This is a genomic window from Photobacterium sp. 270122K (assembly GCF_059941365.1).
The window spans coordinates 1-26581 of record NZ_JBPOEN010000020.1 but is presented as its reverse complement, the minus strand read 5'-3'; the positions used below and the strand labels follow the sequence as shown (position 1 = coordinate 26581).

The window sequence follows — 26581 nt, the reverse complement described above, 5'->3', positions numbered from 1 at the left end:
CGTCAAAAGACGTGGTTTTATGGATGGCCCCACACGCAGTGGTGTCGATCACTTCAAATAATCGGCCAAGTACGCCAAAATCTCATCGGTCTGGCGTTCCGTCAATTTCTTCATTTTAAGCTGAAGTTTATCGCCATCACGCAGATAACTGATCTTCCCTTTTACCAATTCTTGCGGTTTCGGCTTCTCAACCTCCACCTTTTTCGGTGCCAGAGTTTCACCCATTTGCTCAAGCTGATGCGTCACTTCACGGGTAATGCGCGTGATGCCCGTGGCATTGATGCGCTTCCACATCGCCGTCTCACCAAGCCCAAGATCCGCCACAAATTGTTGCTGCAGATCCGGGGATAAACTGAAATACAAACGGTGCAATTTTACGATCGTCGGACGGCCGAGCTCCCCGACACTCGGGTAAGCCATCAACAATTCCATCGGCAACGCGGCGGCTTTTAATGCCCCACTGACCAAGGCTTCGCTGCATTGGCAGTATTTGGCCAGCTCTTTCTGATCCGCCACTTTGCCAGAATCAAGTAAGGACTGCATTTCCTTACCGCGCTCAAACAAGGACAACGGTTTATGGGCATTGGCCACGTCAGACAAGAACTTGGCATGCTCACTGTTGATCCCCTTACCGACATAAATCAGGAAATCTTTTTCCGCCAGGATACACGACATACGACGGCGACTACCGTCGAGGACTTCAATGCGTCCATCGTCTAACCAACGCCCCACTGCAGGGTACTGTTGACCGCGATCTTTGAGCGTATTAAGAATATCAGCCAGCGCATGTTCATTCAAAAAGGCTTGTTCACGGGCATTTTCAGCAAAGACACGGGTCTTATCGGCCACCTGATCAGCGGTAATTTTGACCAGCTCAAATGCAACCGTTTCCTCGCCGGCCACCGCCAGTTCAATCACAGCAGCCTTGTCCTTGGCCGCAGTTTGCGCTTCCATCGGTGTTGTAGCGCGGCGTTTATCCGCCTTGCCAAACAGACGCGCATTAAGATCTTTGGTTTTGATTGCCATCTGTCAGTTTACTCCCGGTTTAGGTTTGCCCAGTGGCTGTGCATCACACGTTCAAGCTCAAGGCCCACGCGTTGAATGGCATCCTGGGCCGTGGATAGGGTTTTTTTACCCCCTTCAAATTCTGCGGCCGTCAAATCAAACACGGTGCTATAGGTATCGGCACAGGTTTCAAAGGCGCGGCTACGCGGTACTGTGGCCATCATGACTTGATCACGCAGCAGATAATTCATCTCGGTTAACACCGACACCTGCTTCTTATTATCGTCCTCAAACATCGTTGGCATCAGGCGGATGAACTCCAGACCGTGCCATTCTTCCGGGAACATTTCGTATACCGTTGGCAGGTGTTGGAAGAAGTTCACGGTGGATGCCCAGTCAAGGCGCTTTGCCGCACACGGGATGATCAAGGCATTAGAGGCATACATCGCATTCCATACCAGCGGGTCAATGTGCGGGCCCGTATCAATCATAATGACGTCAAATTGATCAGCAATGGTGTCAATCACACGTTCTTTAAGCAAACGCACGATATTTAAATCCTGATTTTCAGCCAGATCTTGCCAGGCATCCGCATTGAACATTGCATCTTCAGGGAACGCCGCAATCGTTTTCAGGTTAGGGTACTGAGTGGGCATGACCACATTCCCCATCAAAAAGTCCTGATCAATCGCTTGACCTTCCGGCACGTTACCCAGCATGACATCGACAGCAGAATAGATGGTTTCTTGCTCACCCACACTGATTTGCGGGTTCAAAAACAGACGTAATGACCCCTGTGGGTCGAGGTCAATCAAACAGATACGGTAGCGTTTATCCAAATCCAGCGCCAAACATGCCGCCAAATGCACCGCGGTCATCGATTTACCCGTGCCACCTTTCTGGTTCTGCACGTTCACGATCCACGGTTTACGGCCTGCACCTTCACGTTCATGGAACGCCGGTTTTTTTGCCGCCGCCATCAACTGATGCGCTTCTTCCAATGTGATGGAGTAGTGGTTCGCGTTATTTTTGGTAAATTGGTGCCCAGTGGCTTCCATGCGAGAAATCGCATCATCCAATTTACGGCGCGTTAACCCTGAACGGGTTTCCATCAACGCTTTGGACATCGGAGGAAACAGCTCTTCACGGCGCTCCTCTAATACGATCTCAATACGATCAGCCTGTACCTGCTTGGTTTGCTCAGCAATATTGAGCAAATTTTCGATAGTCTGTTCCCTGTTCATTATCTCTCTTCGTCATTGAGGGTTTGGGCTTAATTGTACAGCAAAAAATAACCAAAACAACAAAATGCTGAACATTGTCGTGTGATATTTATCTCAGCAGAAAGCAAAATATAGCGAGAAAAACAGCCATTTTTTCATGTCACCGTCTGTCATTTCTGCTCATAATCCGCTTGCTGATACACCAGATTTAAACCGTTACAGGGTCACTATTTTACAATGTAAATTGCTGACTTTACCGGAAGCGTGAGTTTTTAAGGCCAAATTACGGCCACTGTCAGATTGAAATTGAGCCCCCCAAACACACGATAAGTCAGAGACACAAAAATCATGATGAAATAGGGGACATGATGAAATAGGGGAATTTCATCATGATCGAGCAAATAGACAAAATAACGGCAAAAACGATCAGCCTGAAATCAACACGCTACGGCAAGATCATCAAAATTTGAACGATACACCTTGATCATCTCTCCGACGCCAAACGGACAAATCAGCAACGATGATCAAGGCCATTTTGCCTGTAAATCAGGCCCGTTTCGATCCCCGTTAAAACGGATCAATGATCAAGCGAGGCTATGATCATTCGCCATCGCGCAACAAAGCAGACGGAAGCATGATAAAACGGGTTGAATTTACGGAGAATGCAGGACGGATAAGGGTTTATCAGGGAAATCACACCGCCAAAACCGCGCAAACACGTGCCAGAACCGGGTGAAGGGGCAGCCAACGAGGCCCGTTCAAATACAATGGTGCCGGCTTGATCATCGATCCATACCGGACACATATGCGAAGGGCGACAAACTACGGTCAGTGTCATTTTGAATGTGCGCAAAATAGCATCATTTTTCACCGTGCACAGCTTGACTACACGGTCAGCGCAGGAAATAACACTCAAAATGCAGCAGTATGATCATGCTTCCAACAGCTTTGGCCATGAATATCGTCCGACAATCGGGAAAAAATGCGGTTTAGACGCGCGTTATTGATACAAATCCGCACCGCCTGTGGATAACATTGTGCAAAAGCCTTGTATGCAGCCTGATCATGCTTGCAGCCCTTTGATGATCATGTTTTCCGGTAGGCAATGATCAGCGTTCCAGCGTGTTGATGATCATCGTTTCGCACTGTCTTTGATCAGCCTTCCGGTAATCTGTTGATCATCGTTCCTATGCCTACTAAAATCAAAAACAATAAAAACAAGTGGTTACAGTAATTATTTTCACCAGATCATAAGATCACTTAAACATTAAGATCAAAATAATCAAAAAGATCAGGATTAAAAAAACACAACAAAAGATCTTTCTTTCTGGATCTTTTTCTATTAATCTTTCTCGGAAAAATGATGCATCTACGGCTAATGACAAATGAATTCAGCACCCACACCGGACAATAAGCACCACGAAAAAATATTGATCTCGGCGCCCCGATCTCACAAAGACGGGCACTTATTTGCGATCCCCCACAATCTGATCGACTGGTTACCCCAGTACCAACATTTCAAGGGCGTCACAAAAAGTATCATCGAATTGCTGAATCTCATTTCATTGCGCGGCCTCACATGTCAAGACGGCATGGTCTCCACCACCGAATTGGTTGAAGCCACCGAAGGGCAATTAACCCGTGCTGCGATCCAGCAGCGCCTACGTGCCGCGGTCAGCGTCGGGTTGTTCAAGCAACAACCTGTCCGGTTTGAAACGGGCCTTGCCGGTAAAACCATGTTGCATCATTTCATCAACCCGGCGTTGTTAATTTCACAACTGGGCACAGGCAGTTTGAATTCCGAACAAAGCCGTGCGCAAGCCAAACAAAAACGCTCAAAAGCCTTGGCACAAAACCATGTGAATCGCCAATTGCTCAGTGAGCATGGTTTAGGCACTCCGCCCACCATGCCGGATGAAGCCGATCAAATTGTCGTGTCACCCACCAGCTGGGCTGGGATCATTGATCAGGCTTTGGCGCCTCCACGCACCAAGAAAAGTTACCAAAAATCCATGGTGGCGATCAGTGGCACCAAAGCGATCATTGAAACACGATCCTCCAAGTCGATCATGACGGTGGACGATCTGATGACCCTGTTTGCCCTGTTTACGTTAACCGTGCAATACCATGATCATCACATTGCAGATTACGAGATCCAAACCCGCAGCATGACCAATAAAACGCCGGTATACATTACTGATATTTTGGCGTTACGCGGCAAGAAAGACAGTGGTCCGGCGCGAGATTCGATCCGAGAAAGTATTGATCGCATTGAATTTACGGACTTTCAGCTGCACGAATTAACCGGCCGTTGGATGAGTGACAACATGCCGGAAGGATTCAAAAGTGATCGCTTTCGCTTCTTAGCCCGAACGATCACCGCCTCAGAAGAAGCGCCGCAAGAGCGTGAAGATGGCGAGATCCGGATCAAGCCAAATTTGTACATTTTGGTTTGGGAGCCATCGTTTTTTGATGAGCTACTCACGCGGGATTATTTCTTCTTGTTCCCGCCAGAGATCTTGCGCCAGCACACCTTGGTGTTCCAATTATACACGTTTTTCCGTAGCCGGATGTCACGCCGCGTGCATGACTCTATGCTATTAAGTGATATTAATCAGAAGCTTGCGCGTAATATTGAATGGCGCCGTTTCTCAACCGATTTGATCCGAGAATTGCGCAAACTGGCGGAAGGTACGATCACCGATAACATGTTTGCGGTGAATTTATGGGGTTACCACTTGACGATTTACCCGCATGAGCAGGATAAGCGTTACAGTGACTACCAAATCGATATTCGCTGTGACGCGGATGAAGTGATCCGTTTTTCACGGGCAAAAACCACCAATGAAGGCAAGCGATCCATGGCGCCCACCATGCCGAATCCGCTGCGCAATGAGATCTTGCCCCGTCAAGCGCTTGATCAACTGTCCGAGATCATTGATGGGGAATTTGAACCGATCCAACGCAAAGAAGGGCGCACGAAAGGGCGTTTGGGCCGCCGTGTGAAGTTGCGTAAGCATTTGGTCGAGATCAATGCGGATGAATTAACCATCACACTCTCTAAATATACCTCGCCAGAAGCGCTACAACGCAGCATCACGGCATTATCGGCCATGACAGGGCATTCTGTTGCCTCGATAAGTGATGAGTGTCAGAGCTTGCTGGAGAAGCTGGATTGGTTGCGTGTGAGCGGTGAGCCGATCCCGTATGAAACGTTAAGCAAGATCATCGAGCTGTACAATGGCCAGCAGGATGAACGCCATTTATCGATTGAAAAATTGATCTCCGGTCTCGCAGTACGCCGTAAGGTGTGCAAACTGGTGTTTGAAGGCCACATGAACGAGTCGGTCATGACCGCATTGGACGATATTGCCAGCGGCCGTTAATTCCCTGTTTTATGTCAAAAACTGCCGATCCGGTCCCCACACGCGTGGGGGCCGGTTTTTTTTGGTTTTTTACTCGCCGGACAGGGTGTCCATCCCGTATTCTATGATGCGATCACACCAGAATGATCGATCGTATTTGTCAATTAGTTAAGCGCAAGGAAATCACAACATGAAAGGGCTCAAGCCGTGGCGCCTGTGTGGCGGGGTGATCATTGTGTCGACCTTGATGGGACAGCCTGCTGTGGCAGCGGCGGTATCGAGTGCCACTGCGCGTCCGCAGGTAGGGGTCGTGCTTAGTGGCGGCGGGGCAAAAGGCGCGGCGCACATTGGGGTGTTGTCTGTGCTGGAAGCGTATCGGATCCCGGTGGATGTGATCACCGGTACCAGCATGGGGGCCTATGTCGGCGGGTTGTATGCGATGGGGTTCTCGGCGGAAGAGGTACGCCAGCGTACCTTGGCGGCCGATTGGCAGCACGGGTACAGCGATCGCGTTGGCCGCAATGATTTGGAGTTGCGACGTAAAAAGCAAAACGATAATTATCAGATTTATGCCGATATTGGTATCGATCTGGATGGCAATTACTTGTCTAAGCCTGGGGCCTTTCAGGGGCAGGGGATGGCCACATTACTGGGACAGTTGACGGAAAACTTGCCGGCCTTGACCAGTTTTGATCAGTTGGCCATCCCATACCGAGCGGTCGCGACCGATATTGTGCAGGTGAAACCGGTCTGGCTCGATAAAGGCCACTTGGCCACCGCGATGCAGGCGTCCATGACGGTACCGGGAGCCCTGCAACCCGTGCGGATCGACGGTAAGATCTTGGTGGACGGCGGTGTGGTGAACAACATGCCGGTGGATGCGGCAAAGGCGTTGGGCGCTGAGGTGATCATTGCGGTGGATCTGCGTGATGCCTTGTACAAAGCGCCGGAGCTGAACAGCGCGCTGAACATTGTTGGTCAGTTAACCACGTTCATGACCAATAGCAGTGCCGATCAGCAAAAAGCCCTGATGGGCAGTCAGGATACCTATTTGCAGCCCAACGTAGCGTTCATGCTGGCGCCGGATTTTGACAAAATGGATCAGGCGTATGCCGCTGGCAGACAGGTGGCGTTGGATGCGCTGCCACAGTTGTTGCGTTACCGCCTGTCGGAGGCGGATTATCAGGCGTATGTGCGCAAGAAGTTGGATCGCCGCAGTCAGTTAGTGGTCAGCAGTGCGTATTACGTCGATCGTATTGCGTTGCAAAATAACAGCCGCCGCTCAGATACGGCCTTGTTGGCGGTCTTGGATCTGGATGTGGGGCGGGTGTTAACCAATCGCGAATTGGATGAAGCGGTTAAACGGTTGAACAGTCAGGATATTTACGAGCGGATCACCTATCAAATCGAACGTCAGGGGGCGGAGAATGTACTGGTGATGGACGTCCGGGAAAAATCCTGGGGACCGGGCTACCTGAATTTTAAATTCAGTTTTGAAGATGATCTGGTGAACCGATCGGATTTTGCTTTTGGTAGTCAGTATATCTACACCGATCTGACGGACAAAGGCGGCGAATGGCAATTTGAGTGGTTATTGGGCAGTTGGAAAGCGGTGAATACCAGTGTTTACTTTCCACTGGATTACCAAAAGACCATGTTTACCGCCGCCGGCGTGGGGTGGAATCGTGAGATCCGCGAATTTTTATTGTCGGAGGAGCAGGGCGATCTGATCGGCCGGCCAGTGGGCAGCAGTGTCGAAACCGAATATGCCACCTATACCGGGTTTGCCGAACTGGGCTGGAACCTGCAGCCGTGGAGTGCTTTGGCGCTGGGCTATCGCGGCGCCAGCGGGGAAGTGAATGAGCAAGGGTTCACGAATCAGCAAGCGTACACGGTACACGGCCCGTATGTGTCGTTTGTGTACGACGATCTCGACAGTGTGTATTTCCCGCGTCAAGGCACCGCGTTTGAAGCGGAGATCGGCATGGGTCACAGCCGCAGTACCGTGAACGGTGGTGATTCGGTGTCGGGCACCAACCTGTTTTACAGCGTGAATATTTCGCAACCGTTCAGCTACGAACGGCATAGCCTGACGGCCAAAGCCAAGTTCAGCGGGAATAATTCCGATGATCTGCTGCCGATCTATGTACAAGATCTGGGGGGCTTGTTCAATATGTCGGGCTATCACCGCTACGAGCTCAATGGCCGATACCGGGCGTTTGGGGCGTTAGTGTATAGCTACCGGTTGATGGATAATGACTTTGGCGCCGTGTCAGTGCCGGTGTATCTCGGTGGCTCGCTGGAGCAAGGCGGGGTGTGGGATGATGACAAGGACATCACGTTGGGCAGCAGTTTAACCGCAGGCAGCGTGTTTGTGGGTCTCGACACGCCACTTGGACCGGTCTATTTGGCGTATGGCCATGCTGAAAGCAGCAAAAGTTCGTTTTACTTTTCTATCGGCAGCGCGTTTAAATAACGCCACCTAGTACAACGATGATGGGCGAGTCCGTGGTGGGCTCGCTTTTTTTTGCCTAAAAAGTGGTGGTGCTTTGTGCATGCGGCTGGGTTTTCCGTGTGAGATCACAAAATCGATTGGGCTTTTCGTTACGATAGCGCCCTTGGATCTTGATGGAACATACAACGATGAAAATCTCCATTGATGGCGGCTCATTCCACGTGGCCGTAGACACTGAATTCGACGGCTTGGTCGACGAAGCCACCGTGATTTACCAGCAGACGCTGGAACAAGCGCAGAGCAACGACAAGGCGATTTTGCGTTTTATGCAGATCATCTTGGAGCACCGTGACAGCGATGATGCCATTGGCTATGCCGCCATGGGGTTGCTGGGTTGGTATAACACGGTCATTCAGCCTGTGACCGATCAGGACATTGTGTTGAATTTACCTAAAATTCTGCCGCATCTGGTCAACCCGGCAGGGGATTTGACCGCGACCAGCCCACAGGCGCAGCAAACGTTTATGCATTAATCTCGCGGCACGGTTTTTCCCTTTTTCCCTTGATTCATTCGATTAAATCGGAAGCATGATCAAGGTGTCATCCCCATCAGTGACTGTGATGGGGATGACCTTGCAATCCGAGTGCGGGATAGCTTCCGTTTTTTGTTATGAAGCCCCAAACTCGCTCTCTTTTTGTCAGCCACAGCGATACCCTATGCTACGGGCAGAAGGATAGGCCGTAGAGCGGCAGTCGGGGAGAGGTATGTTAGGTGTTATCGTCAGTGTGATCAGTGTATTGGGCAGTGTGTGGCAATGGGATGATCCGTTGGAGCCCGACATCGCTCCTTTTATTGCCCCTGTCGTGCGCGAGGCGCCTCTTTCTCCGGCGGCGGTAGCCAGTGAAGGCGGACAGAGTTACGCGTATTTGCTCGGTATCGGCACGGCGGCGGAGAACACGCCGCAGATGGTCGGACAGGCTTTTATTTACGCTTATCAAGCCAGTCAGCATCGCGTAGATGTGAGCCTCCCTCACACCCTGCCTTTGCCGGTCGAAGACGGGGTGCCTTTGTGTGATTTCACCCAAGACGATTGCCTTGATCAACTGTTGGCGGCAAAAAAAGAGATTGCCCCGGCGCTAGCGAAATACTCCACGCTGATCGCCCGTTTTCAGCATCTGCTTCAGGCGGCACCGTCAAAACATCTCATTCCGGTGACAATTGAAACGCCGATCCCCTTCTATGAGTATCTGGTGCAGGCGAATCGCTTACAACTGACGCAATGGTGGTATGACGCGCAACCCCTTTCTGCATCCCATAAGCCTAACGATAAACGCCAATCCACCGCTGCATTGGCGACGTTAGTGGACAACGTTACCACCCAGATGCAGCACCTGCGCCGTCATCTGTCTGAAGATATGTCGTTGATCGGCAAAGTCATATATTTGCGGATGTTTGAAGAGCATTTGGTGTGGTTGCACCGTGTCGAGAAGCTGCGTGCTGATTTTCCCGCCGTGTGGATCACCCAATTGACCCCACAAGAACGCAGTCTGCGTGTGCCGCTCGCTTATGAATTTCTGTTACCGCATGGCTATCATTTGTCGATGGCTGCTCGGGAAGATCTTTTTTGGGCCGAGCAACCGATCCCTTTGTGGATGGCGCGTCTCGTGTACAAGCCACATCTCACCACCAATACGGTCTATCACTATTACGCGCACGCAGCCATGCTCTCTGAGTTACCCGAAGCGGACTATATCGCCCAGCATCAGCGTGAACCGGTGTTGGAGATGGAGTCCGTGCAGCGGGTGCGGAATCTGGCGGGGGCGGTGCTCTCAGACATCGCGAGACCAGATTATCGGCAATACATCGAACGTTTCCATGCCGTGAACCGACAGATCACCGAATGGGGCGATCGGCAGGCGCAACGTGACAGGCAGGCTACGCAATAATGGCTGCACCGTGATGATAAGCCCAGAAGTGGGTTATGGCTGATTATTGTGGCGCTTTGCAGGTCGGCAGGGCGTCATACCCTAGGTAATACTCCCCCTGCCAGACCCTTTTCCCATTGCTGTTGGCGGAAAACGTGATCCCTTCACGGGTGTGGCAATACGAGTAGGCCATTTTATTGGACGTGTTCGCGGGGCCGATGATCCCAATAGCAAAATTGACCGGTTGGCGGGTACGCACCTGATAAAAGTGGTAGCCCGCTTCTGTGTTCACTTGGGCACGATTGGCAAACTGGGCGTAACAGGTATCGGTTCGGTTACTGGGACGGGTGATCACCGCGTGCTCTTCACGCTGCGTGTCATCAAGGTGTGCCTCATTGAGGTGGATCAGCGTGATGGGCGAGGCGGCAGGCAGATCGGCTTGTTTGATCGCTAAGCAATTGCCGTGCAACCACCCCATGGATTGAGCCTGTGCGTGATTGGAGGGGGAGGCGGTGCAGGCGCTCATCAATGCTGCCATGGTAACTATCCCGCCGAGTTTCATTGTGTTGTTCATGTGCCATCCCAAGAGTCTGTTTGGCTTGTTCATAGCGGGTAACTTGCCGCTGTACAAGGCACCGTCATGCAGACTGCGAACACAGCCAACAAAGACACCGTAACGCAAGGTTTTCATTGCCCGCAAATTCCGACCAATATCCCATTGAGTGATAAGTTGATAACCCAATGGGATACACACCGTATGCCACTCGCACGCTGACAATATATTCCGTGAGACGTTTACAAAGAAATAAGACGGCGTATTGAAAGTAAGCGGCGTGATATTGCATCGGCATGCCGACTTTATTGCGATGGGATGGACCTGGTGGTGGCATGTAATAGCGAAGTGTTTACGGTACCGGATGGTTCTTGGGAGTGGTTTTTTTTTACTTATATTTTTCAGCGTGTTGGTCTGCGTTGTTTTGACATCGAGTGATCGTGCATGACCGAGAGGATTGTCTAGTAAGGTGGACATTCATCGTGAGAATAAGACGGTCTCAGACGGTTTTCTTTGGGTTAATACGCAAGGGGATAACTAAGAAACTGTATTGACGGGGGGACAAGCTGTTAATTGCTAATACTTCTTGGCGTTCGACAAATCAATTGAAAGATTGTGGTTAATACTGTGTTTGTTACGTTTTATTTACGTATGAAAACACGGGATCGATCACCCATGAAGTAAAAAAATCATATCCACATAATTACGGAATCCTGTCACTGGGACGACGCGTAATGGAGGCTGCAATGAGAGAAGGGCGAGCAACACAACAGCATCGAACAATACAGCACAAAATACAGCACAATCAACCCCCTGCAAGGTACACGCGTTTTGGCGCGATCCCCTACGCGGGCATAGCGACATTACTGGCGATAGCCTCTTATGGCGCACAAGCGAATGATGCGGACATGACCTATATCGAAGAAATGGGTAAACGCCTCTTTTTTGAAGATATTTCGCTTAATAACAACATGTCATGCTCGACCTGTCATGCCGGCTCGGCAGGGGGCACCAACAACGATTCCAACACGAACTTAACGGATGTCGCGGTGACGGGGTCAGACGGCATTTTGGTCGGAACCCTAAAGCCGCCGACAAACCAATATGCCCAGTTTATTAATGATCAGGGCAACATTGAAGGGCTGACGGATTTTGACCCCAATTGCCCGGCCTTTGGTGGGACGGCACCGTGTGGCGGGGCATTTTGGAATGGGCGGGCAGAAGGGGATTTGATCGAAAGTTTCCATCGTATTGAGCCCTTTGCACAGCTAAGGGGCAAATACGAGGGGATGTACCGTAAGTACCTCGGGCCATTGGCGGATCAAGCCCATGCCAGCCCATTCATCAACCCGGTTGAACAGGCCAAACCGACCAAAAAATCGGTGTGTGAACAAGTCAATAAAACCCTATGGGGACAACAGCTGTATCGTTATGCGTTTGGTACCTCGCTCCGCTGTGGGGATCAGCATGTCGATAAAGTGTTTGCCCGTTTCTCATTGGCCATTTCTGCCTGGCAGATGTCGAGTGACAACAATCGCTTTGATTCAAAACGCGATACCGCGTTGAACAATAATGACACCCGTGCATTTCCATTAGCCGATTTTACGGCTGAGGAAAACCGCGGCCATGACTTGTTCTACGGCGTATTTAGTGCAACAACCCGTCCACCGGGGGCACGTTGTTTCTTCTGTCACCAAAGTGGTAACGATCAAGGGGTCGGGAAATTTGAGCGTTATACCAACGATCAGTACTTTAATATCGGGGTACCACGCAACCACGAGATCCCCAATGATCCTGAGCCTGATATGGGGGTCTTTGCGCTGACACAACAGGATAACCACCGTGGTGAGCACAAAGTGCCGACGCTGCGTAATGTCGACAAACGTCCTCACCCTGGCTTTGTCAAAGCGTATACCCATAACGGTTGGTTCAAAAGTCTAGAAGATTTGGTGCATTTCTATAATACCTCGACACCGATGACGGCTGAGCAAGAGGTTGCGTGTGCGGCTGCGGTGACGGATCAAGAGAAAATGGCGGTATCTACGGCCTGTTTCTTTGATAAAAAAACGTGTGCGGATAACACGCTTAACTCAACAGAAGCCATGGCGGCAAACTGCTGGCCAACCCCAGAAGTGGATCAAAACGTGGCCCGTTTTGGTGTTGGGGATCTACGCTTGACCGAAAAAGACGAGGCTGACGTGGTTGCGTACCTGAAAACCCTCAGTGATGAAACCTCGGTTCAACCGCCGAAGCCATACCGTCCACAACCGTATAAAGAGAGCCGCTTGGAGCACAAAGGAGATACCAATAAGCCCGCCCCCCATTCATCGGGATCGTTCTTCCACCGTCCGTTCTAATGAACAAGTGAGAGCAAGATAAAGGGAACATATTAACGAGAAAAACCGCTCACGAAGTAAAAGCGCATAGGGTGATCGCCCTGTGCGCTTTTTGTGACGCCGTCACCTTTTGGTGGGGTTTTTCGTGTGATCGTTATCGCGGTAAAGGATGAGAAAAGGGGAAACCTTGCGGTATAAAAGTGATGAAAATGCAGGGTAAAGGTATGTTTTTGCGGAATAAAGTGTCGTGTGCGATCCCGAATTGACGCAGGGCAGACGGTGATTGTGCAGGTTGCAGTAAGAAACAGTGCAATTTGGAAGAGACGTCGGGAAATTAAATCAATCTCGCCTGTTAATGCGCTAGCTATCAGGTGTATGTTGAGGAGGGCTGATCGCGGTATGGAATGGGCAACGTTCTATGCATCCGTGAAAGCGCATAGAACAGGGTTGAACGAATCGATAAGCGCCACTGCTGGTAGAACATTCAAGGAGGGAAAGGATGAAAAAGGCGACAAAACGTATTGGACTGCTGGGTGTCGCCCTAAGCGGGTTAGTGTTAGCGGGGTGTCAAACCACACCGATAGCACAGGTGGAGCCGGAAGCCGGGGCGTTGCGTGATACCCATGCACACACGGTGACCGTATTGAGTGACGAGTTAGATCTCTACTTGAGCCAGAGAAGCCGTAATGTGTTTTTGAAGCAGATGCTTGATGCCTTGGAATCCGAAAAAGGCAGTGAATGGCAGGGACGGGATCCGCGTACGTATGCCAAATGGATCATTCGTGTCCAACCCCTTCAGTGGCAAACCGTTGAAGTAAAACACCCTTCTGTCGAGTTGGTGAACATGGCGCACGATCTTCAGTTTGTCGATATACCCTATCATTCCAACGCCAACCTCAATATTCGCAGTGAACCGGGCCTGAATGGCAAAATCTTGGGTGTGCTGCAAAAAGGCGAAGTGTTTAATGCCATGGCCAAGGTGATGAAAGAGCCATGGTTATTGGTGGAGCAAAAAGGGCTAATCAAAGGCTATGTGCACAGCGACTATGCTCAGAGCAATGTGATCACACGCGATATATTATCGACCCAGCCTAACTCGTTGGTTTCGACCTTAGCACCCGTGAGTCAGAGCTTTGAAGCATCCAGTGACAGGCCAGAAAAAGGCTTGCACGGGGAATTTACGTGTCGTTATTTAGATTACCAATTGCGTAATGATAACGATGATACCGCGGGGACGCTGAAGGCGTGCCGTAAGCAACAGAATGTGTGGTACATCGAAGCGCCGACAGTAAAAGGGTAAGCAAGAAAAGTCAGCCTTTCTACTTTGGCGTATAGAGGACGCACCATGGCGTCATCTTTTACATGTGTTGCCTGTGTATGCGTTGGCGCGGGCTACTCCATCACCACTCGATGGCGGTAGCCCAAGGTAAAGGCAATATCGGTGCTGTTGTCCATGTTGAACACGTTTTCGATCATCGATAACTCAATTGCCCCTTGGTCGGTATGGTAGCGGTAGCCCAGTAAAAACTCCGTTGACGGTTCATTGAGATCGGAGGTGGCATCGCTTGCCCCTTCGTACACGTGAAACGCCGTCAGCAGACGGTGCTTGGCCGAGAGGGCATATTGGTAACTGACGCCAGTGGCAAAGGCGAACTTGTTATAGGGAATGTTGGCGATAACCTTGTCATCATGCCGGTATGACACACCCAGCAGGGTATAAATACGGTGTTTACCGCTGCGATAGCTGTAATTGAGTTGCGCCGCCTGTTCAAAACGGCTGGTCTTGAAAGGACCGCTGCCCACATAGTTGTAATACAACGTCCCACCCAGTGATATGCCGTGATGGGCATTTTCCAGTACCTGATAGCCCGCGTAGAAAGAAAAGGCATTACTCAGGGTATCCCCTTCAAAATCGTGAATGTCGACGCCATATTGCGGCACCGAGATATCAAAGCTATGTTTGTCGACCTCATCGCGCCCGTTTTGGTCGATCCCAAAGGTTTTATGAAAGTTGTGGGTGAGGGCATCCAAATGGTTATTGGCGGCAAAACGCCAGGTGTAGTCCATTTCAATGGCCCATTTTTCATCGATCTGAATATAACTGCCGATGGATAACGCGTTTTGGTAGTAATCCATCTGATAGTCATTGGTATTGGCCCAGACACTGGCGATTGACGCGGCCCCGTAGAGATCGACCGTGTGCGGTTGCAACCGAAAGCCAGATCGCACTTGAGGGGTTAACGTGTTCGATTGCAAAGGCGCCTGAACGTAGGTTTTCAGCGGCCCGAAATCGTGGTTATCCGCCATCGATAGAGGGCTGCCCGTGGCCGCGAGTGCGCTGGAAGACAGCAAGAGTGTGGTGCTTGAAAGCAAAAGTAAAACAGCACGATGAGTCATCAGAATACCACCTAACGCCATGAACAAAGCTGGAGCGTCCCCGTGAAGCCTTTCTGTGGGTGTGATGTTGACAATGGGTGTGATAAGTATGGAGATAGGAAGGTTGACGGGCGTCGCCTATGCATTAACTGTAGCAAATCGGCGACGCACGTTACGGCTCAAAAGTAATAAATACGCCAAGAGGGTGATCTTGGTTCAAAGAATAATGTGGGGCAGGTAGCGTGACATGTCTTGGGTGATCCGCGAGCTGTCTTCACGGATCGCGATCCCGGCGGCCTTATCATTGACCAACCAACTGCCAATCAAGGTATACGCATCGTTGAATTTAGGTAGCGGGTGATACGCTTGGTAGATCACGCCTTCGTCACCGTACGGGCCATCAATGCGTAACGTCTGACGCCCATTTTCAACAATACTGATATTGGCGCCTTCACGGGCAAAAATTGGCTTGATCACGTAATCGTTTAGCTCGCTTAACTGACGATCATCGGGGAAATACGCGGGCAGCAGGTTCGGGTGGCCTTTGAATTTCTGCCACAGTAACGGGAGCAGCGCCTTGTTGCTCAGCACCGACTTCCACATCGGCTCTAGCCAGTTCACCTGTGTGGTAGGCAGGTATTTGGCGAAATCTTCACGGTGCATGAACTCCCACGGATAGAGTTTGAACATCCAGCGAATGGGGTGATCTTGCATGTCGGTAAATGCTTGTTTGCCGTTGATGCCGATATCTTCCACGAACACAAAGGCGGTCGACAGGCCGGCTTCTTTGGCGCAGTCTTCCAAGTATTGCACTGTGCCGCGATCTTCTTCGGTGTCTTTGCAGCAGGAAAAGTGCAGGGTTTGGCCGGGTTGCAGACGCGCGAGTTCTTGAAAGCGTGCCATCAGCAGTTCTTGCAGCAGGTTAAATTGATCGGCATCGCGGCGGATCTTGCCGCTTTTGACCATGTCTTCCAGCCACAACCATTGCCAAAAAGCCGTTTCGTACAGCGATGTCGGCGTGTCGGCATTGTTTTCATACAGTTTGGCGTGGCTTTTGCCGTCATAGGCAAAATCGAGGCGTGAATATAACGACGGCTCTCGGCTGCGCCACGAGTCTAAGACCGATTGCCACATTGGCTCGGGAATTTGAAAGCGCTGCAGCCAGTACTCATCCGCCACCACGGTCTCCACAATCTCCAGACACATCTGGTGGATCTCTTCGGTGGGATCTTCCAAGTCGCGCTCAATTTGCTCAAGCGTAAATTGGTAATAGCCGGTCTCATCCCAATAGGGATCGTCGTACATGCTATGAAACCCAAAGCCAAATTCTTTGGCCAGTTCACGCCAATGCGGGCGTTCCTGACAGTGGATCCTTAACATACTGCTTCCTTGCTGCTGGTGGAATAGATAACGGGGTCAAACAATGAATGACAAACAATCACAATCAATCGCGTATCCATCACGCTGTGATGGGGGGCGATCAGCCCATGCGGACGAGGGCATTTTTGCACGCTTTGTGCGCGGGAGGTAGTCAGGGAGGCGTGAAATGGGAGGCGGACAGCGCAAAGATCGGACAGGGAAGTGGGTGGAAAAAACGTGGTTGACGCCTTTTGTTACCGCTGTTTGCATTTTGTTACTGATTGATTAACGTGCAGGGTAAAAAATGCGGAGAAATTGATGCAGGTCAGGATGTGTTCATGTTGGTGCGGTATAGTAGCGCCCGTTCGATTCTGGTTGCATGCATCGGTATGCCGACGCCCGGAAAAGTTCACATCACTACAAATAATCGTTCGGGTAAGTGACTGATTAAACGTTAATGTTCACCATTTTTGCGCTGTAACTTGCACGCCCAGTTTATTGCGTTAACGTCAGGTGGCTTACCCACTTTTTTTGCTTTTTATTTGTTGCTTTTTATTTTAATTGTGTGATGTAAAACCTTTCATTTTTGCGCTCCCTCATGTTTTCTCGCATCTCGCATCTCGCATCTCGCATCTCGCATCTCGCATCTCGCATCTCGCATCTCGCATCTCGCATCTCGCATCTCGCATCTCGCATCTCGCACCTCACCAAATAAAACAACCCCGGCACGAATGCACGGGGCTGAGTGGGTTTACACGTCGTTATTATAATGACTGCGCAGGGTACGCAGAGGGTGTTGCGTTGTTGTGTTTAGCGATTCTGTTTGCTTTAGCGATAGACGCCGTTAGTGTGCCGCTTCTGGGGTTAAGGTTGCGGCTTTTTTATCTTCGTTTAGGTATTTGATCCCTTTGCCGGTGACGGCCCAAATCATCGCGAACACAATGCCGGTGTAACACTGTACCGCCCATGGCAGGTAATCCAGCGTGGCTACGCCCAAGGTAGAGGCCATGAAAATACCGGCGCTGGTCCAAGGCACAAGCGGCTCAATGATGGTACCGGCATCTTCGGTCGAACGTGACAGGTTCACCGGGTCCAGGTTCAGTTTTCGGTACAGATCGCGGAACAATTCCGACGGAATAAGCAGGGCCAGCTTACCGTCACAGGTGGTGCTGACCACAATGATAGTGGTGGCCAATGTCGCGCCAATCAAGCTGGTGACAGAGCGAATACCTTTAGCCATCGCTTGTACCACAATGGTCAGGCCGCCTGTTACCGACATCGCACCGGCAAACGAGAATGCACAGAATACCAGCAAGATCACGCCCATCATTGAGCTCAGGCCACCACGGTTAACCAGCTTCGCTACATCGGGAATGACCGCGTTGGCTTGTACGCCCATGTCGGCATACATAGACACATTAAAGCCATTCAAGAAGGCGCTGGTGGCAGTAGTTAAATCAAAGCCTTGGAACAGCACGGCGTTGATCACGGCAATTAAACAGGCACCCAGCATCAGTGGAATGGTCGGCAACTTTTTGATCGCGCCGCCTAGTACCAACAGTGGCGGTAGCAGTAGCAATACGTTGAAGTCATACAGTGCATTCAGGTTCGTCAAAATGTCGGTGATTTTCTCTGGCACGCCCCCGTCAGCGACCGCTGATTGGCCCATGAACAAGAACACCACACAAGACAAAATAAAGCCTGGAATCGTTGTCCACAAAAGGTGTTGAATGTGCGAATACAGATCCGTGCCCGCCACCACAGGGGCAAAGTTGGTGGTGTCAGACAGTGGGGAGATCTTATCGCCAAAATAGGCGCCTGAAACAACCGCACCGGCCACGGCGGCTAAATTTGCATCCATGCCAACCGCGACCCCCATCAATGCCACACCCACGGTGCCCGCACTGCCCCACGAGGTACCGGTACATACACTGACCACACAGGTGACCAAGAACGCGGTGACCAGCAGGTATTCCGGGCTGATCATCATCAAGCCGTAGTACACCAGCATAGGAATGGTGCCGCCCGCCATCCAGCTGCCGATCAACCCGCCGACAATGATCAAAATAAAGAGAGCAGGCAGGGTGGTTTTGAGCTTGTCGACAATCGCATCTTGAATGTCTTGCCATGAATGGCCGAGATACAGCGCGATACCCGCAGAGATAGCCGCCGCCACCAACATCAGTACTTCAATGGATAAACCTAAAAAGGTAAATCCGACGGTTAATAATAGTAACATGGACGCCATTGGTGCCATGGCTAAGGCAATACTGGGTGTTTTCACGCTCATGGAATGTCCTTTTTATTATAGGGTGGATACTGAGGCGAAATTTACCTGTACTGATGAAAGGAAAATAAGGGCATTATCACATTACGCAAACAAAATAGTGTGTAACTTACAGTTGTGAAATAGATCACCTGAAGACGATTATTTATGCCCACCTTAAAAGAAATCGCCGAATTAACCGGTTATTCCATGGCAACGGTCTCTCGTGTCATTAATCAGACCGGGCGAGTGAGTGAAAAAACGCACACCCACATTGAACGCGTTGCAAAAGAGATCGGCTTTACCCGTGAAAATAATAAACGGTTAAAAATAAACAGTGGTACGCCATCCATCGGGGTGGTGATTAATCGTATCAGCTCGCCGTTCTACAGTTTATTGGCGCAAAGTGTGGAAGAGGTGGGGCGTGAACATAACCGGCATTTGATGTTGTGCACATCAGGGTATGACGCCCACGAAGAGCAAAAAGCGATCGATTTTTTATTGGCACACGGCTGTCGGCATATCGTGATCCACAGTAAAGCGTTGCCTGACAATGTGTTGGAAGGCATTTGTCGTCAGCATCCGGGTGTCGTGATAATTGGGCGGCACATTGACGCGATACGCGAACGCTGTGTGTGGTTAGATTCCCAGTCTGGCACCTATCAGGCGACACAATATTTGATCAACCTTGGCCATCGCCGTATCGGTTTTATTAATCTGGCGTTTGATTGCGATGATAAGCGCAGTCGGTTGCAAGGTTACCGTAATGCCATGAAAGACAATCACTTATTGATTGATGATGATTGGGTGCAAGACGCCGATTGGCGAGAGGCAGGAGGGCGTAATGCGGCGCGCCAACTGTTGTCACAAGGCTTGCCCGTGACCGCGTTGTTGGCTTTTAATGATGTGTATGCGGCCAGTGCGCTACGGGAATTTCAATCCCGCGGGGTGCAGATACCCGCTGCGTTGTCGATCATTGGGTTTGATGATGTGATGCCACAATGTTACTTCTCACCGGCTTTGACGACCTTAAAACACCCCATTGCCGCCATGGCGCGTAAAGCTGCTTTGCTTTCACTGAGTGGTGATTATGCCCGCCATCCGCAAGGGCATTGTTATTACCCTACATTGATCCATCGCGAGTCCGTTGCGCCGTGTGCAGATGTACCCGCAGAAAAGAAAAAAGATAACGTAAAAAAGAAATAAAGAAAAAACAGACTGACTATAAATCTAGACAAATAACCGAATTTATTTCATTTCGATGTTTATGACAGGTTGTTAAAAGCGTCAGGTAATATGATGAAATAAGATAATGTGATTATGATATTTTGTTTTCAGGTTAACAAATAACCTGCCGGTTAATTAAGAGTGAGAGATTTAGCACAATAAACAAATAGCAGAAAGTAGGATTAAAAAATCGTAATTGCTGACCTGTTCGAAAAAATCAATGATAGCCCCATCAAGTAACACAACAGATAACCCGTGTTTGCGACTCTCCCGCAACGCCATTTATTGGGATCAAAGCGATGACTGATTTTTTTAAACACATCAACAATATTCAATTTGAAGGCACAGACACCACCAATCCACTGGCATTCCGTCACTATGATGCGGACCGAATGATCCTCGGCAAATCGATGAAAGAGCACCTTCGCTTTGCAGCGTGTTACTGGCACAACTTCTGCTGGGCTGGGTCGGATGTGTTCGGAGCGGGCACGTTTGATCGTCCTTGGCACCACAGCGGTGACGCGATGGAAATGGCACGCATGAAAGCCGATGCGGCGTTCGATTTCTTCGCGAAATTGGGCGTCCCTTACTACTGTTTCCACGATGTGGATGTAGCACCCGAAGGGGCTTCAATCAAAGAATACGTCAATAACTTCGCGCAAATGGTTGATGTCTTAGAGCAGAAACAAGCAGAAACCGGCTTGAAACTGCTTTGGGGTACGGCGAATGCGTTCTCGCACCCGCGTTACATGTCAGGGGCGGGCACTAATCCGGATCCAAAAGTGTTTGCCTATGCGGCGACACAAATTTTCAACGCAATGGGTGCCACACAGCGTCTGGGCGGGGAAAACTACGTGTTGTGGGGCGGCCGTGAAGGTTATGAAACCCTGCTGAATACCGATCTGCGTCAAGAGCGCGAGCAGCTAGGCCGCTTAATGCAAATGGTGGTGGAGCATAAACACAAAATCGGCTTTAAAGGCACGATTTTGATTGAGCCAAAACCGCAAGAGCCGACCAAGCACCAGTACGACTACGACACGGCGACCGTGTATGGCTTCTTGAAGCAGTTTGGTCTGGAAAAAGAAATTAAAGTGAACATTGAAGCGAACCACGCCACCTTGGCAGGTCACAGCTTCCAGCACGAAGTGGCGACGGCGACGTCATTGGGCTTGTTCGGATCGATTGATGCAAACCGTGGTGATCCGCAGCTAGGCTGGGATACCGATCAGTTCCCGAACAGCGTGGAAGAAAACACTTTGGTGATGTATGAAATTTTGAAAGCGGGTGGTTTCACGACTGGTGGTTTCAACTTTGATTCACGAGTACGTCGCCCATCGATTGATGCAGAAGATCTGTTCCACGGCCACATTGGCGGCATGGACACCATGGCGCTGTCACTTGAGCGTGCTGCCGCGATGATCGAAAACGATCTTCTGTCGCAGAACATCGCGCGCCGTTATGCGGGTTGGAATGATGATCTTGGCAAGAAGATCTTAGCGGGGGATCTTTCTCTGGAAGCATTGGCGACATTCGCTGTCGATAACGAGCTGTCACCGGTGCGTGAGTCTGGTCGTCAAGAACACCTCGAAAATATCGTGAACGGTTTTATTTATAAGTAAGCATTACTGCTCTTTGACGTTAACTTGATGAAAGTGTGACGTTGTAACGAAAGGCCCGCCTATCATGTCAGTGATAGGCGGGCTTTTTTATTTGTACGCTTAAAACGGCGCAATAAAAAACCGCTTTCGGTGAAAGCGGTTTTCGTTTTTAGAGACAACTGAAAAAATCAAGCGATCAAGAGAATCAAGCGATCAGTGATTAACTGACCACCACACTGTCACGGTGCTCTTTCGGGGTTTGATTAAGGTTTTTCTTAAACACCGTGTACATGTATTGCAATGACGGGTACCCGCACAGTTCGGCGATTTCTGCGATCGGCAGCGCGGTGGACGTCAGCAGGGTACAGGCACGTTTGAGCTTGGCGTTATGGATTTCCTGATGAATCGAATGGCCATAGGCGTCTTTAAAGCGCGCTTCCATATTCGAGCGGGAGATCCCAACAAAATGGAGCACCTGATCGACTTTAATGCCTTTACAGGCATTTTGCCGAATAAAGTGCATGGCTTGAATGACGTACGGATCGTTCAGGGCTAAAAAGTCGGTACTCTGACGGGCAAACACCTGCGTAGGCGGCACCAGAATCCGCGGCAGGGCAGAGCTAGCAGAGGAAACCGAAGGGGCTGGCGTTTGCGGATTATCGAGCATTTTATGCAGCAATTTCGCCGCGCGGTAACCCATTTCTTTACAGCCTTGTCCGACCGAGCTCAGTGACACGCGGGTCAGGTAACGGGCTAACTCTTCATTATCAATCCCAATCACCGAGATCTGATCGGGCACCAGAATATTCAGATGTTCACACACTTGCAGCAGGTGACGGGCACGAGAATCCGTCACTGCCACAATGCCAATCGGGGTCGGCAAACGTTGCACCCAATCGGCCAACCGGTTCATGTCGTAGTGCCAGGTGGTCGCGTTGGTGTCATTCCCCTGATACACCGAAGCGCTGTAGCCTTCCTGCGCGATCACGTCACGAAAGGCGTGTTCTCGTTCACGTGCCCAGTGTTTATCGTCATCATGCGGGGTGCCATAAAAGGCAAAGTTTTCCAGTCCTTTATCACGTAGGTGTTGAAAGGCCAGTTTAACCAAGGCCTTATTATCGGTGGCCACGTACGGCACTGCGGGGTAGTCCTGCGGCTGTGCATACGAGCCGCCCACGCCCACAACGGGGATGGGGGTGTCGGCCAACAAGGCACGAATGGCCGGATCGTCAAAATCGGCGATCACGCCATCGCCTTGCCAGGCTTGAAAATCGTCTAAATGGGTCGTGAAGGTTTCATCGAGAAAGATATCCCAATTGCACTGGGAGGCTTGCAGGTATTCGCCAATCCCTTCTATAACCTGACGGTCGTACACTTTATTGGCATTAAACAACAGAGTGATGCGAAAACGCTTATCCATGATGTCCTAGGTCTATTGTCGAGGTTTGTTGGTGAATGTGCGCAGAGTGTAACAGTCCCTCACGGTATGCGATGTGATCTTCCGCTCAGTCGTTAAATCCGTGCATCAGACTGTGAAAAATCGTAATTGTGCAGCGAAGTCAGAGGCATAAGATGGCGTTATCAGGCAGGGGGAGCAGTACCGAGCGTGCGTTACCCTGAGCCCATATTTCACAGACGGTGCTGGATTCACACGATAAGTGCAGCCGCATCACCGCGTCATAGAAAAGGAAAAGCGATATGTACATTGGCATTGATTTAGGTACTTCTGGCGTGAAAGCCATCGCAATGGCTGACACCGGCGAGATTGTGGCTTCGCATTCGGTGGCTTTAACCGTGTCTCGCCCACAGCCGTTATGGTCAGAGCAAGCGCCGCAAGACTGGTGGCAGGCAACCTGTGAAGCGATGACCACGCTCGGCCAACAGGTGGATTTGCAGCAAGTGAAAGCCATTGGCTTATCCGGGCAAATGCACGGTGCGACCTTGCTCGACCAGCACGGTGACGTGTTGCGCCCGGCCATATTGTGGAACGATGGCCGCTGTGAAGCTGAATGCAAAGAGTTGGAAGCGGCCGTACCTAATAGTCGTGCAATTACCGGTAATATCATGATGCCGGGCTTTACCGCGCCGAAACTCAAGTGGGTGGCCAATCACGAACCGGATGTGTTCGCGCACGTAGCCAAAGTGCTGCTCCCGAAAGATTACCTGCGCTTTAAAATGACGGGCGATTATGCGTCTGACATGTCGGATTCTGCCGGTACCTTGTGGCTGGATGTGAACTGCCGCGATTGGGATGACAGCCTGTTAGCGGCCACTGGGCTGACCCGCGATCATATGCCAGCCTTGTATGAAGGTAGTGAGATTACCGGACACTTAACACCGGAGATTGCGGCCCTATGGGGGATGCCCGCGGTGCCAGTGGTCGGTGGCGGCGGCGATAACGCCGCTGGCGCGATTGGCGTGGGGATCAGCCAGCCGGGGCAGGCGATGCTGTCGCTGGGCACTTCTGGCGTGTACTTTGCGGTGAGTGACGGCTTCATCGCGAACCCGGAATCGGCCCTGCACAGTTTCTGTCATGCGCTGCCGAACACGTGGCATACCATGTCCGTGATATTGAGTGCCGCGTCCTGTTTGCAATGGGTGAGTGAACTCACCGGGTATGCCGATGTCGGTGAGATGCTGGCGGATGTCGAAGCCCATGCGGATACGCAGTCTTCGGTGGTGTTCTTGCCGTATCTTTCTGGCGAGCGTACCCCGCACAATAACCCGAATGCCAAGGGCGTCTTTTTCGGCATGACCCACGCGACCACAAAGCGTGAATTGGGCTTGGCGGTATTAGAAGGCGTGGGCTTTGCGTTTGCTGACGGGTTTGATGCCCTGCATGTGACCAAGATGATCCCAGAAGAAGTCTCCTTAATTGGCGGTGGTGCACGCAGTGGCTACTGGCGTCAAATGCTGGCCGATATTGTTGGTATGCCGCTGGTGTACCGACAAGGCGGCGATGTTGGCCCCGCGTTAGGCGCTGCGCGATTGGCGATGCTGGGCGTTACATCAGACGAGACAGCAGGCGCGACCGTGGCCGATATTTGCCCCGTGCCGGCGGTGGTCGAACGCCATTGTCCGAATGCAGAACTAGCGGCGCATTATCAAACCAAGCGCGATGTGTATCAGTCGTTGTATCAGTCATTGAAGGGGCTGTTTTAAGCCGCCTGTATTGCCGCTTGTTTCCCTTATTATCGGCGCCTAAACAGGCGCCGTATTTGTCTGACACTCGTCCATCTTTTTCTTCCAATCTGAAGTTCACCTCACTGATAAACCACACCATTTACATTGTTGCATTTATTTTTTTGTTACTCGCCCTGCGGTTGAAAAACCTGGGTGCGCGCACTCACAAGTCCTTTTAGCATACCGTTGCCATTTTTTTAAATTTCCCTTTCATACACGCTTGTTTCGTGATGAAAATCAGCGTGATAGGCAGCAAGGACACTATGGGTAAGCCAGCCGCAAGACTCAATGACAACCATTCCTGCCCAGCTTATAGCGGGAAAACGCCGCACGTTGGCGGCCCGATTGCCGCCGGGTCTCCGAACGTATTGATCGGTGGTATGCCTGCCGCCCGTGCAGGTGACATGCTGATCTGCAATGGCCCGCCAGACACCATCAGTGCCGGCTCTGCGTCTGTTTTTATTAACGGTAAACCCGCCGCGCGCATGGGAGACAGCACAGCCCATGGTGGCGTCGTCGTCGGTGGCTGTGGAAACGTGACTATTGGGGATGCGGGGATCATGGTGCCTGCGGCCATTGCGAGTCGCCAAGCGTCGCCGACAAAGAAAGTTGTCGAAAAAGAAGCTGCCGGGTCGACATTAGAGGCGACAACGTGTGAAGTGATGGCAAACAACATGAAAATTGCATCTGATTACGATGTCGCCGGTATGGAAATTTGCCAGAAAAAACAAGATGGCAGTTGTCCGAAACCGAACTGTGAGTGTGCATGATGAAAGAGCAGCAAGTTCAGTATGTATTGCTCATTGATACGCTAAGAGTACCGGATGCGTTGTATATCGCTTATAAAAACGATTATACGTGCGGAATGCTATATAAAGATACGCAATGGGAACCACAGCTTGAAGCGAGCCCGCTTTGGATAATGATTAAACCCAACGATGAAGCTTGGCTGCAATGGGCAACGGATGAATTGTGGGCGAGCAGTGGGATCATTTTTGAATATGATATGAAGTATTCACAACAAGATATAGTTCAGTCTTTGCAAAAACATATTACGGTATATAGTGAAGATAAACGGCTTTTTTTCTTTCGGTTTTATACCCCTTATACCGTAACGAAAATGTTGAGACATTTACCATCGAATTTACTGAGTGCATTTATGGGGATCGCATCTGCTGTATCGATTTCATCAAAAAATTCTGAAAATTATGGATACCGAAGAATAATGAATCCGAATATGGCATCTATAGAGACAGTTTTTGAATTACCAAATGCATTTGTTGAGGAATTATTTTAATGAAAGTTTATACCATTCAGCAAGGTGATACCTTATCTGAATTAGCGTTACAGTTTGACAAAACGATTGAAGAGTTAATGAAGCTAAACTCCCAGATGATTAAAGATATTGATTTAATCTATACGGGAAAAAAGTTGGTCATCAACGATCAAAAAAATAAGTTTATTAAAGAGTGTGAAAGCGGAGTTAAATATCACGAAGTAAAAGAAGGTGACACCCTTTCTGAATTAGCATTACAGTATAACAAAACAATAGATCAGTTGGTTGAGTTCAACTCTTTCAAAATACAAAATATTGATTTGATTTATGTTGGCGATAGATTGCTTGTTGATACTGGTGTAGGTGCATGTCAAAAAACGACTAATGGCCCAAGCGGTGCACCGAACAACGACCCAAGTGGTACGCCGACTAA

Annotated in this window: 20 protein-coding genes; 13 read left to right on the top strand and 7 right to left on the bottom strand. The window is 50.3% G+C overall.

Translation table 11 applies throughout. The features are described 5' to 3' along the window. Window positions 1–48: 48 nt before the first annotated feature. Together ACSF8W_RS23445 and ACSF8W_RS23440 are read right to left on the bottom strand one after the other, a co-directional pair. The gene (locus ACSF8W_RS23445) at window positions 49–1026 is read right to left on the bottom strand and encodes a ParB/RepB/Spo0J family partition protein (RefSeq protein WP_500849507.1); all 978 of its coding nucleotides are present in this window, start codon (window positions 1024–1026) and stop codon (window positions 49–51) included. 8 nt (window positions 1027–1034) lie between these two features. Further along, on the bottom strand, window positions 1035–2249 hold the full coding sequence (locus ACSF8W_RS23440; RefSeq protein WP_428478856.1) for an AAA family ATPase: 1215 nt from the start codon (window positions 2247–2249) through the stop codon (window positions 1035–1037). Between the two features lie 1364 nt (window positions 2250–3613). On the opposite strand from ACSF8W_RS23440, the gene ACSF8W_RS23435 reads away from it, so the two are divergent. From ACSF8W_RS23435 to ACSF8W_RS23420, 4 genes are all read left to right on the top strand, one after another. Continuing rightward, entirely contained in the window at window positions 3614–5614 is a 2001-nt protein-coding gene (locus tag ACSF8W_RS23435; protein ID WP_500849506.1) for a replication initiator protein RctB domain-containing protein, read from the top strand. Between the two features lie 169 nt (window positions 5615–5783). Next, on the top strand, window positions 5784–8069 hold the full coding sequence (locus ACSF8W_RS23430) for a patatin-like phospholipase family protein (RefSeq protein WP_500849505.1): 2286 nt from the start codon (window positions 5784–5786) through the stop codon (window positions 8067–8069). 167 nt (window positions 8070–8236) lie between these two features. Further along, complete coding sequence (locus ACSF8W_RS23425; protein ID WP_500849504.1) at window positions 8237–8581, top strand: hypothetical protein; 345 nt, start codon at window positions 8237–8239, stop codon at window positions 8579–8581. A 232-nt stretch (window positions 8582–8813) separates the two neighbouring features. After that, window positions 8814–9995: a hypothetical protein gene (locus ACSF8W_RS23420; protein WP_500849502.1), complete on the top strand. Its 1182-nt coding sequence runs from the start codon at window positions 8814–8816 to the stop codon at window positions 9993–9995. 43 nt (window positions 9996–10038) lie between these two features. Here the strand turns inward: ACSF8W_RS23420 and ACSF8W_RS23415 are convergent, their stop codons facing one another. Beyond that, complete coding sequence (locus ACSF8W_RS23415; protein ID WP_500849501.1) at window positions 10039–10548, bottom strand: hypothetical protein; 510 nt, start codon at window positions 10546–10548, stop codon at window positions 10039–10041. A 66-nt stretch (window positions 10549–10614) separates the two neighbouring features. Here ACSF8W_RS23415 and ACSF8W_RS23410 point away from each other — a divergent pair, with 66 nt between their 5' ends. The 3 genes from ACSF8W_RS23410 (at window position 10615) to ACSF8W_RS23400 (ending at window position 14163) form a co-directional block, all read left to right on the top strand. Next, entirely contained in the window at window positions 10615–10749 is a 135-nt protein-coding gene (locus ACSF8W_RS23410; protein ID WP_500849500.1) for a hypothetical protein, read from the top strand. 524 nt (window positions 10750–11273) lie between these two features. Further along, on the top strand, window positions 11274–12884 hold the full coding sequence (locus tag ACSF8W_RS23405) for a cytochrome-c peroxidase (RefSeq protein WP_500849499.1): 1611 nt from the start codon (window positions 11274–11276) through the stop codon (window positions 12882–12884). Between the two features lie 478 nt (window positions 12885–13362). Next, complete coding sequence (locus ACSF8W_RS23400; protein ID WP_500849498.1) at window positions 13363–14163, top strand: SH3 domain-containing protein; 801 nt, start codon at window positions 13363–13365, stop codon at window positions 14161–14163. 92 nt (window positions 14164–14255) lie between these two features. On the opposite strand, the gene ACSF8W_RS23395 is transcribed toward ACSF8W_RS23400, so the two are convergent. The 3 genes from ACSF8W_RS23395 to nhaC form a co-directional block, all read right to left on the bottom strand. Further along, a complete protein-coding gene (locus tag ACSF8W_RS23395; protein ID WP_500849496.1) occupies window positions 14256–15260 on the bottom strand; it encodes a DUF3187 family protein in 1005 nt (334 codons plus the stop codon). Between the two features lie 195 nt (window positions 15261–15455). Beyond that, on the bottom strand, window positions 15456–16619 hold the full coding sequence (locus tag ACSF8W_RS23390; protein ID WP_500849495.1) for a glutathionylspermidine synthase family protein: 1164 nt from the start codon (window positions 16617–16619) through the stop codon (window positions 15456–15458). 823 nt (window positions 16620–17442) lie between these two features. Continuing rightward, complete coding sequence (gene nhaC / locus ACSF8W_RS23385) at window positions 17443–18888, bottom strand: Na+/H+ antiporter NhaC (RefSeq protein WP_500849494.1); 1446 nt, start codon at window positions 18886–18888, stop codon at window positions 17443–17445. A gap of 144 nt (window positions 18889–19032) precedes the next feature. On the opposite strand from nhaC, the gene ACSF8W_RS23380 reads away from it, so the two are divergent. Together ACSF8W_RS23380 and xylA are read left to right on the top strand one after the other, a co-directional pair. Next, complete coding sequence (locus ACSF8W_RS23380) at window positions 19033–20070, top strand: LacI family DNA-binding transcriptional regulator (protein WP_500849493.1); 1038 nt, start codon at window positions 19033–19035, stop codon at window positions 20068–20070. A 320-nt stretch (window positions 20071–20390) separates the two neighbouring features. After that, entirely contained in the window at window positions 20391–21710 is a 1320-nt protein-coding gene (gene xylA, locus ACSF8W_RS23375) for a xylose isomerase (RefSeq protein ID WP_500849492.1), read from the top strand. A gap of 199 nt (window positions 21711–21909) precedes the next feature. Here xylA and ACSF8W_RS23370 read toward each other — a convergent pair whose 3' ends face one another. Then, entirely contained in the window at window positions 21910–23109 is a 1200-nt protein-coding gene (locus tag ACSF8W_RS23370) for a XylR family transcriptional regulator (RefSeq protein WP_500849491.1), read from the bottom strand. Between the two features lie 278 nt (window positions 23110–23387). Between ACSF8W_RS23370 and xylB the strand changes: the two genes are divergently transcribed. From xylB to ACSF8W_RS23350, 4 genes are all read left to right on the top strand, one after another. Then, complete coding sequence (gene xylB, locus ACSF8W_RS23365) at window positions 23388–24851, top strand: xylulokinase (RefSeq protein ID WP_500849490.1); 1464 nt, start codon at window positions 23388–23390, stop codon at window positions 24849–24851. A 284-nt stretch (window positions 24852–25135) separates the two neighbouring features. Further along, a complete protein-coding gene (locus tag ACSF8W_RS23360; RefSeq protein WP_500849489.1) occupies window positions 25136–25642 on the top strand; it encodes a PAAR domain-containing protein in 507 nt (168 codons plus the stop codon). Then, a complete protein-coding gene (locus tag ACSF8W_RS23355) occupies window positions 25639–26169 on the top strand; it encodes a DUF4123 domain-containing protein (RefSeq protein ID WP_500849488.1) in 531 nt (176 codons plus the stop codon). Before ACSF8W_RS23360 ends, ACSF8W_RS23355 begins: the two co-directional genes overlap by 4 nt. Then, a partial coding sequence (locus ACSF8W_RS23350) for a LysM peptidoglycan-binding domain-containing protein (RefSeq protein ID WP_500849487.1) occupies window positions 26169–26581 on the top strand: 413 nt, incomplete at its 3' end. The genes ACSF8W_RS23355 and ACSF8W_RS23350, both read left to right, overlap by 1 nt.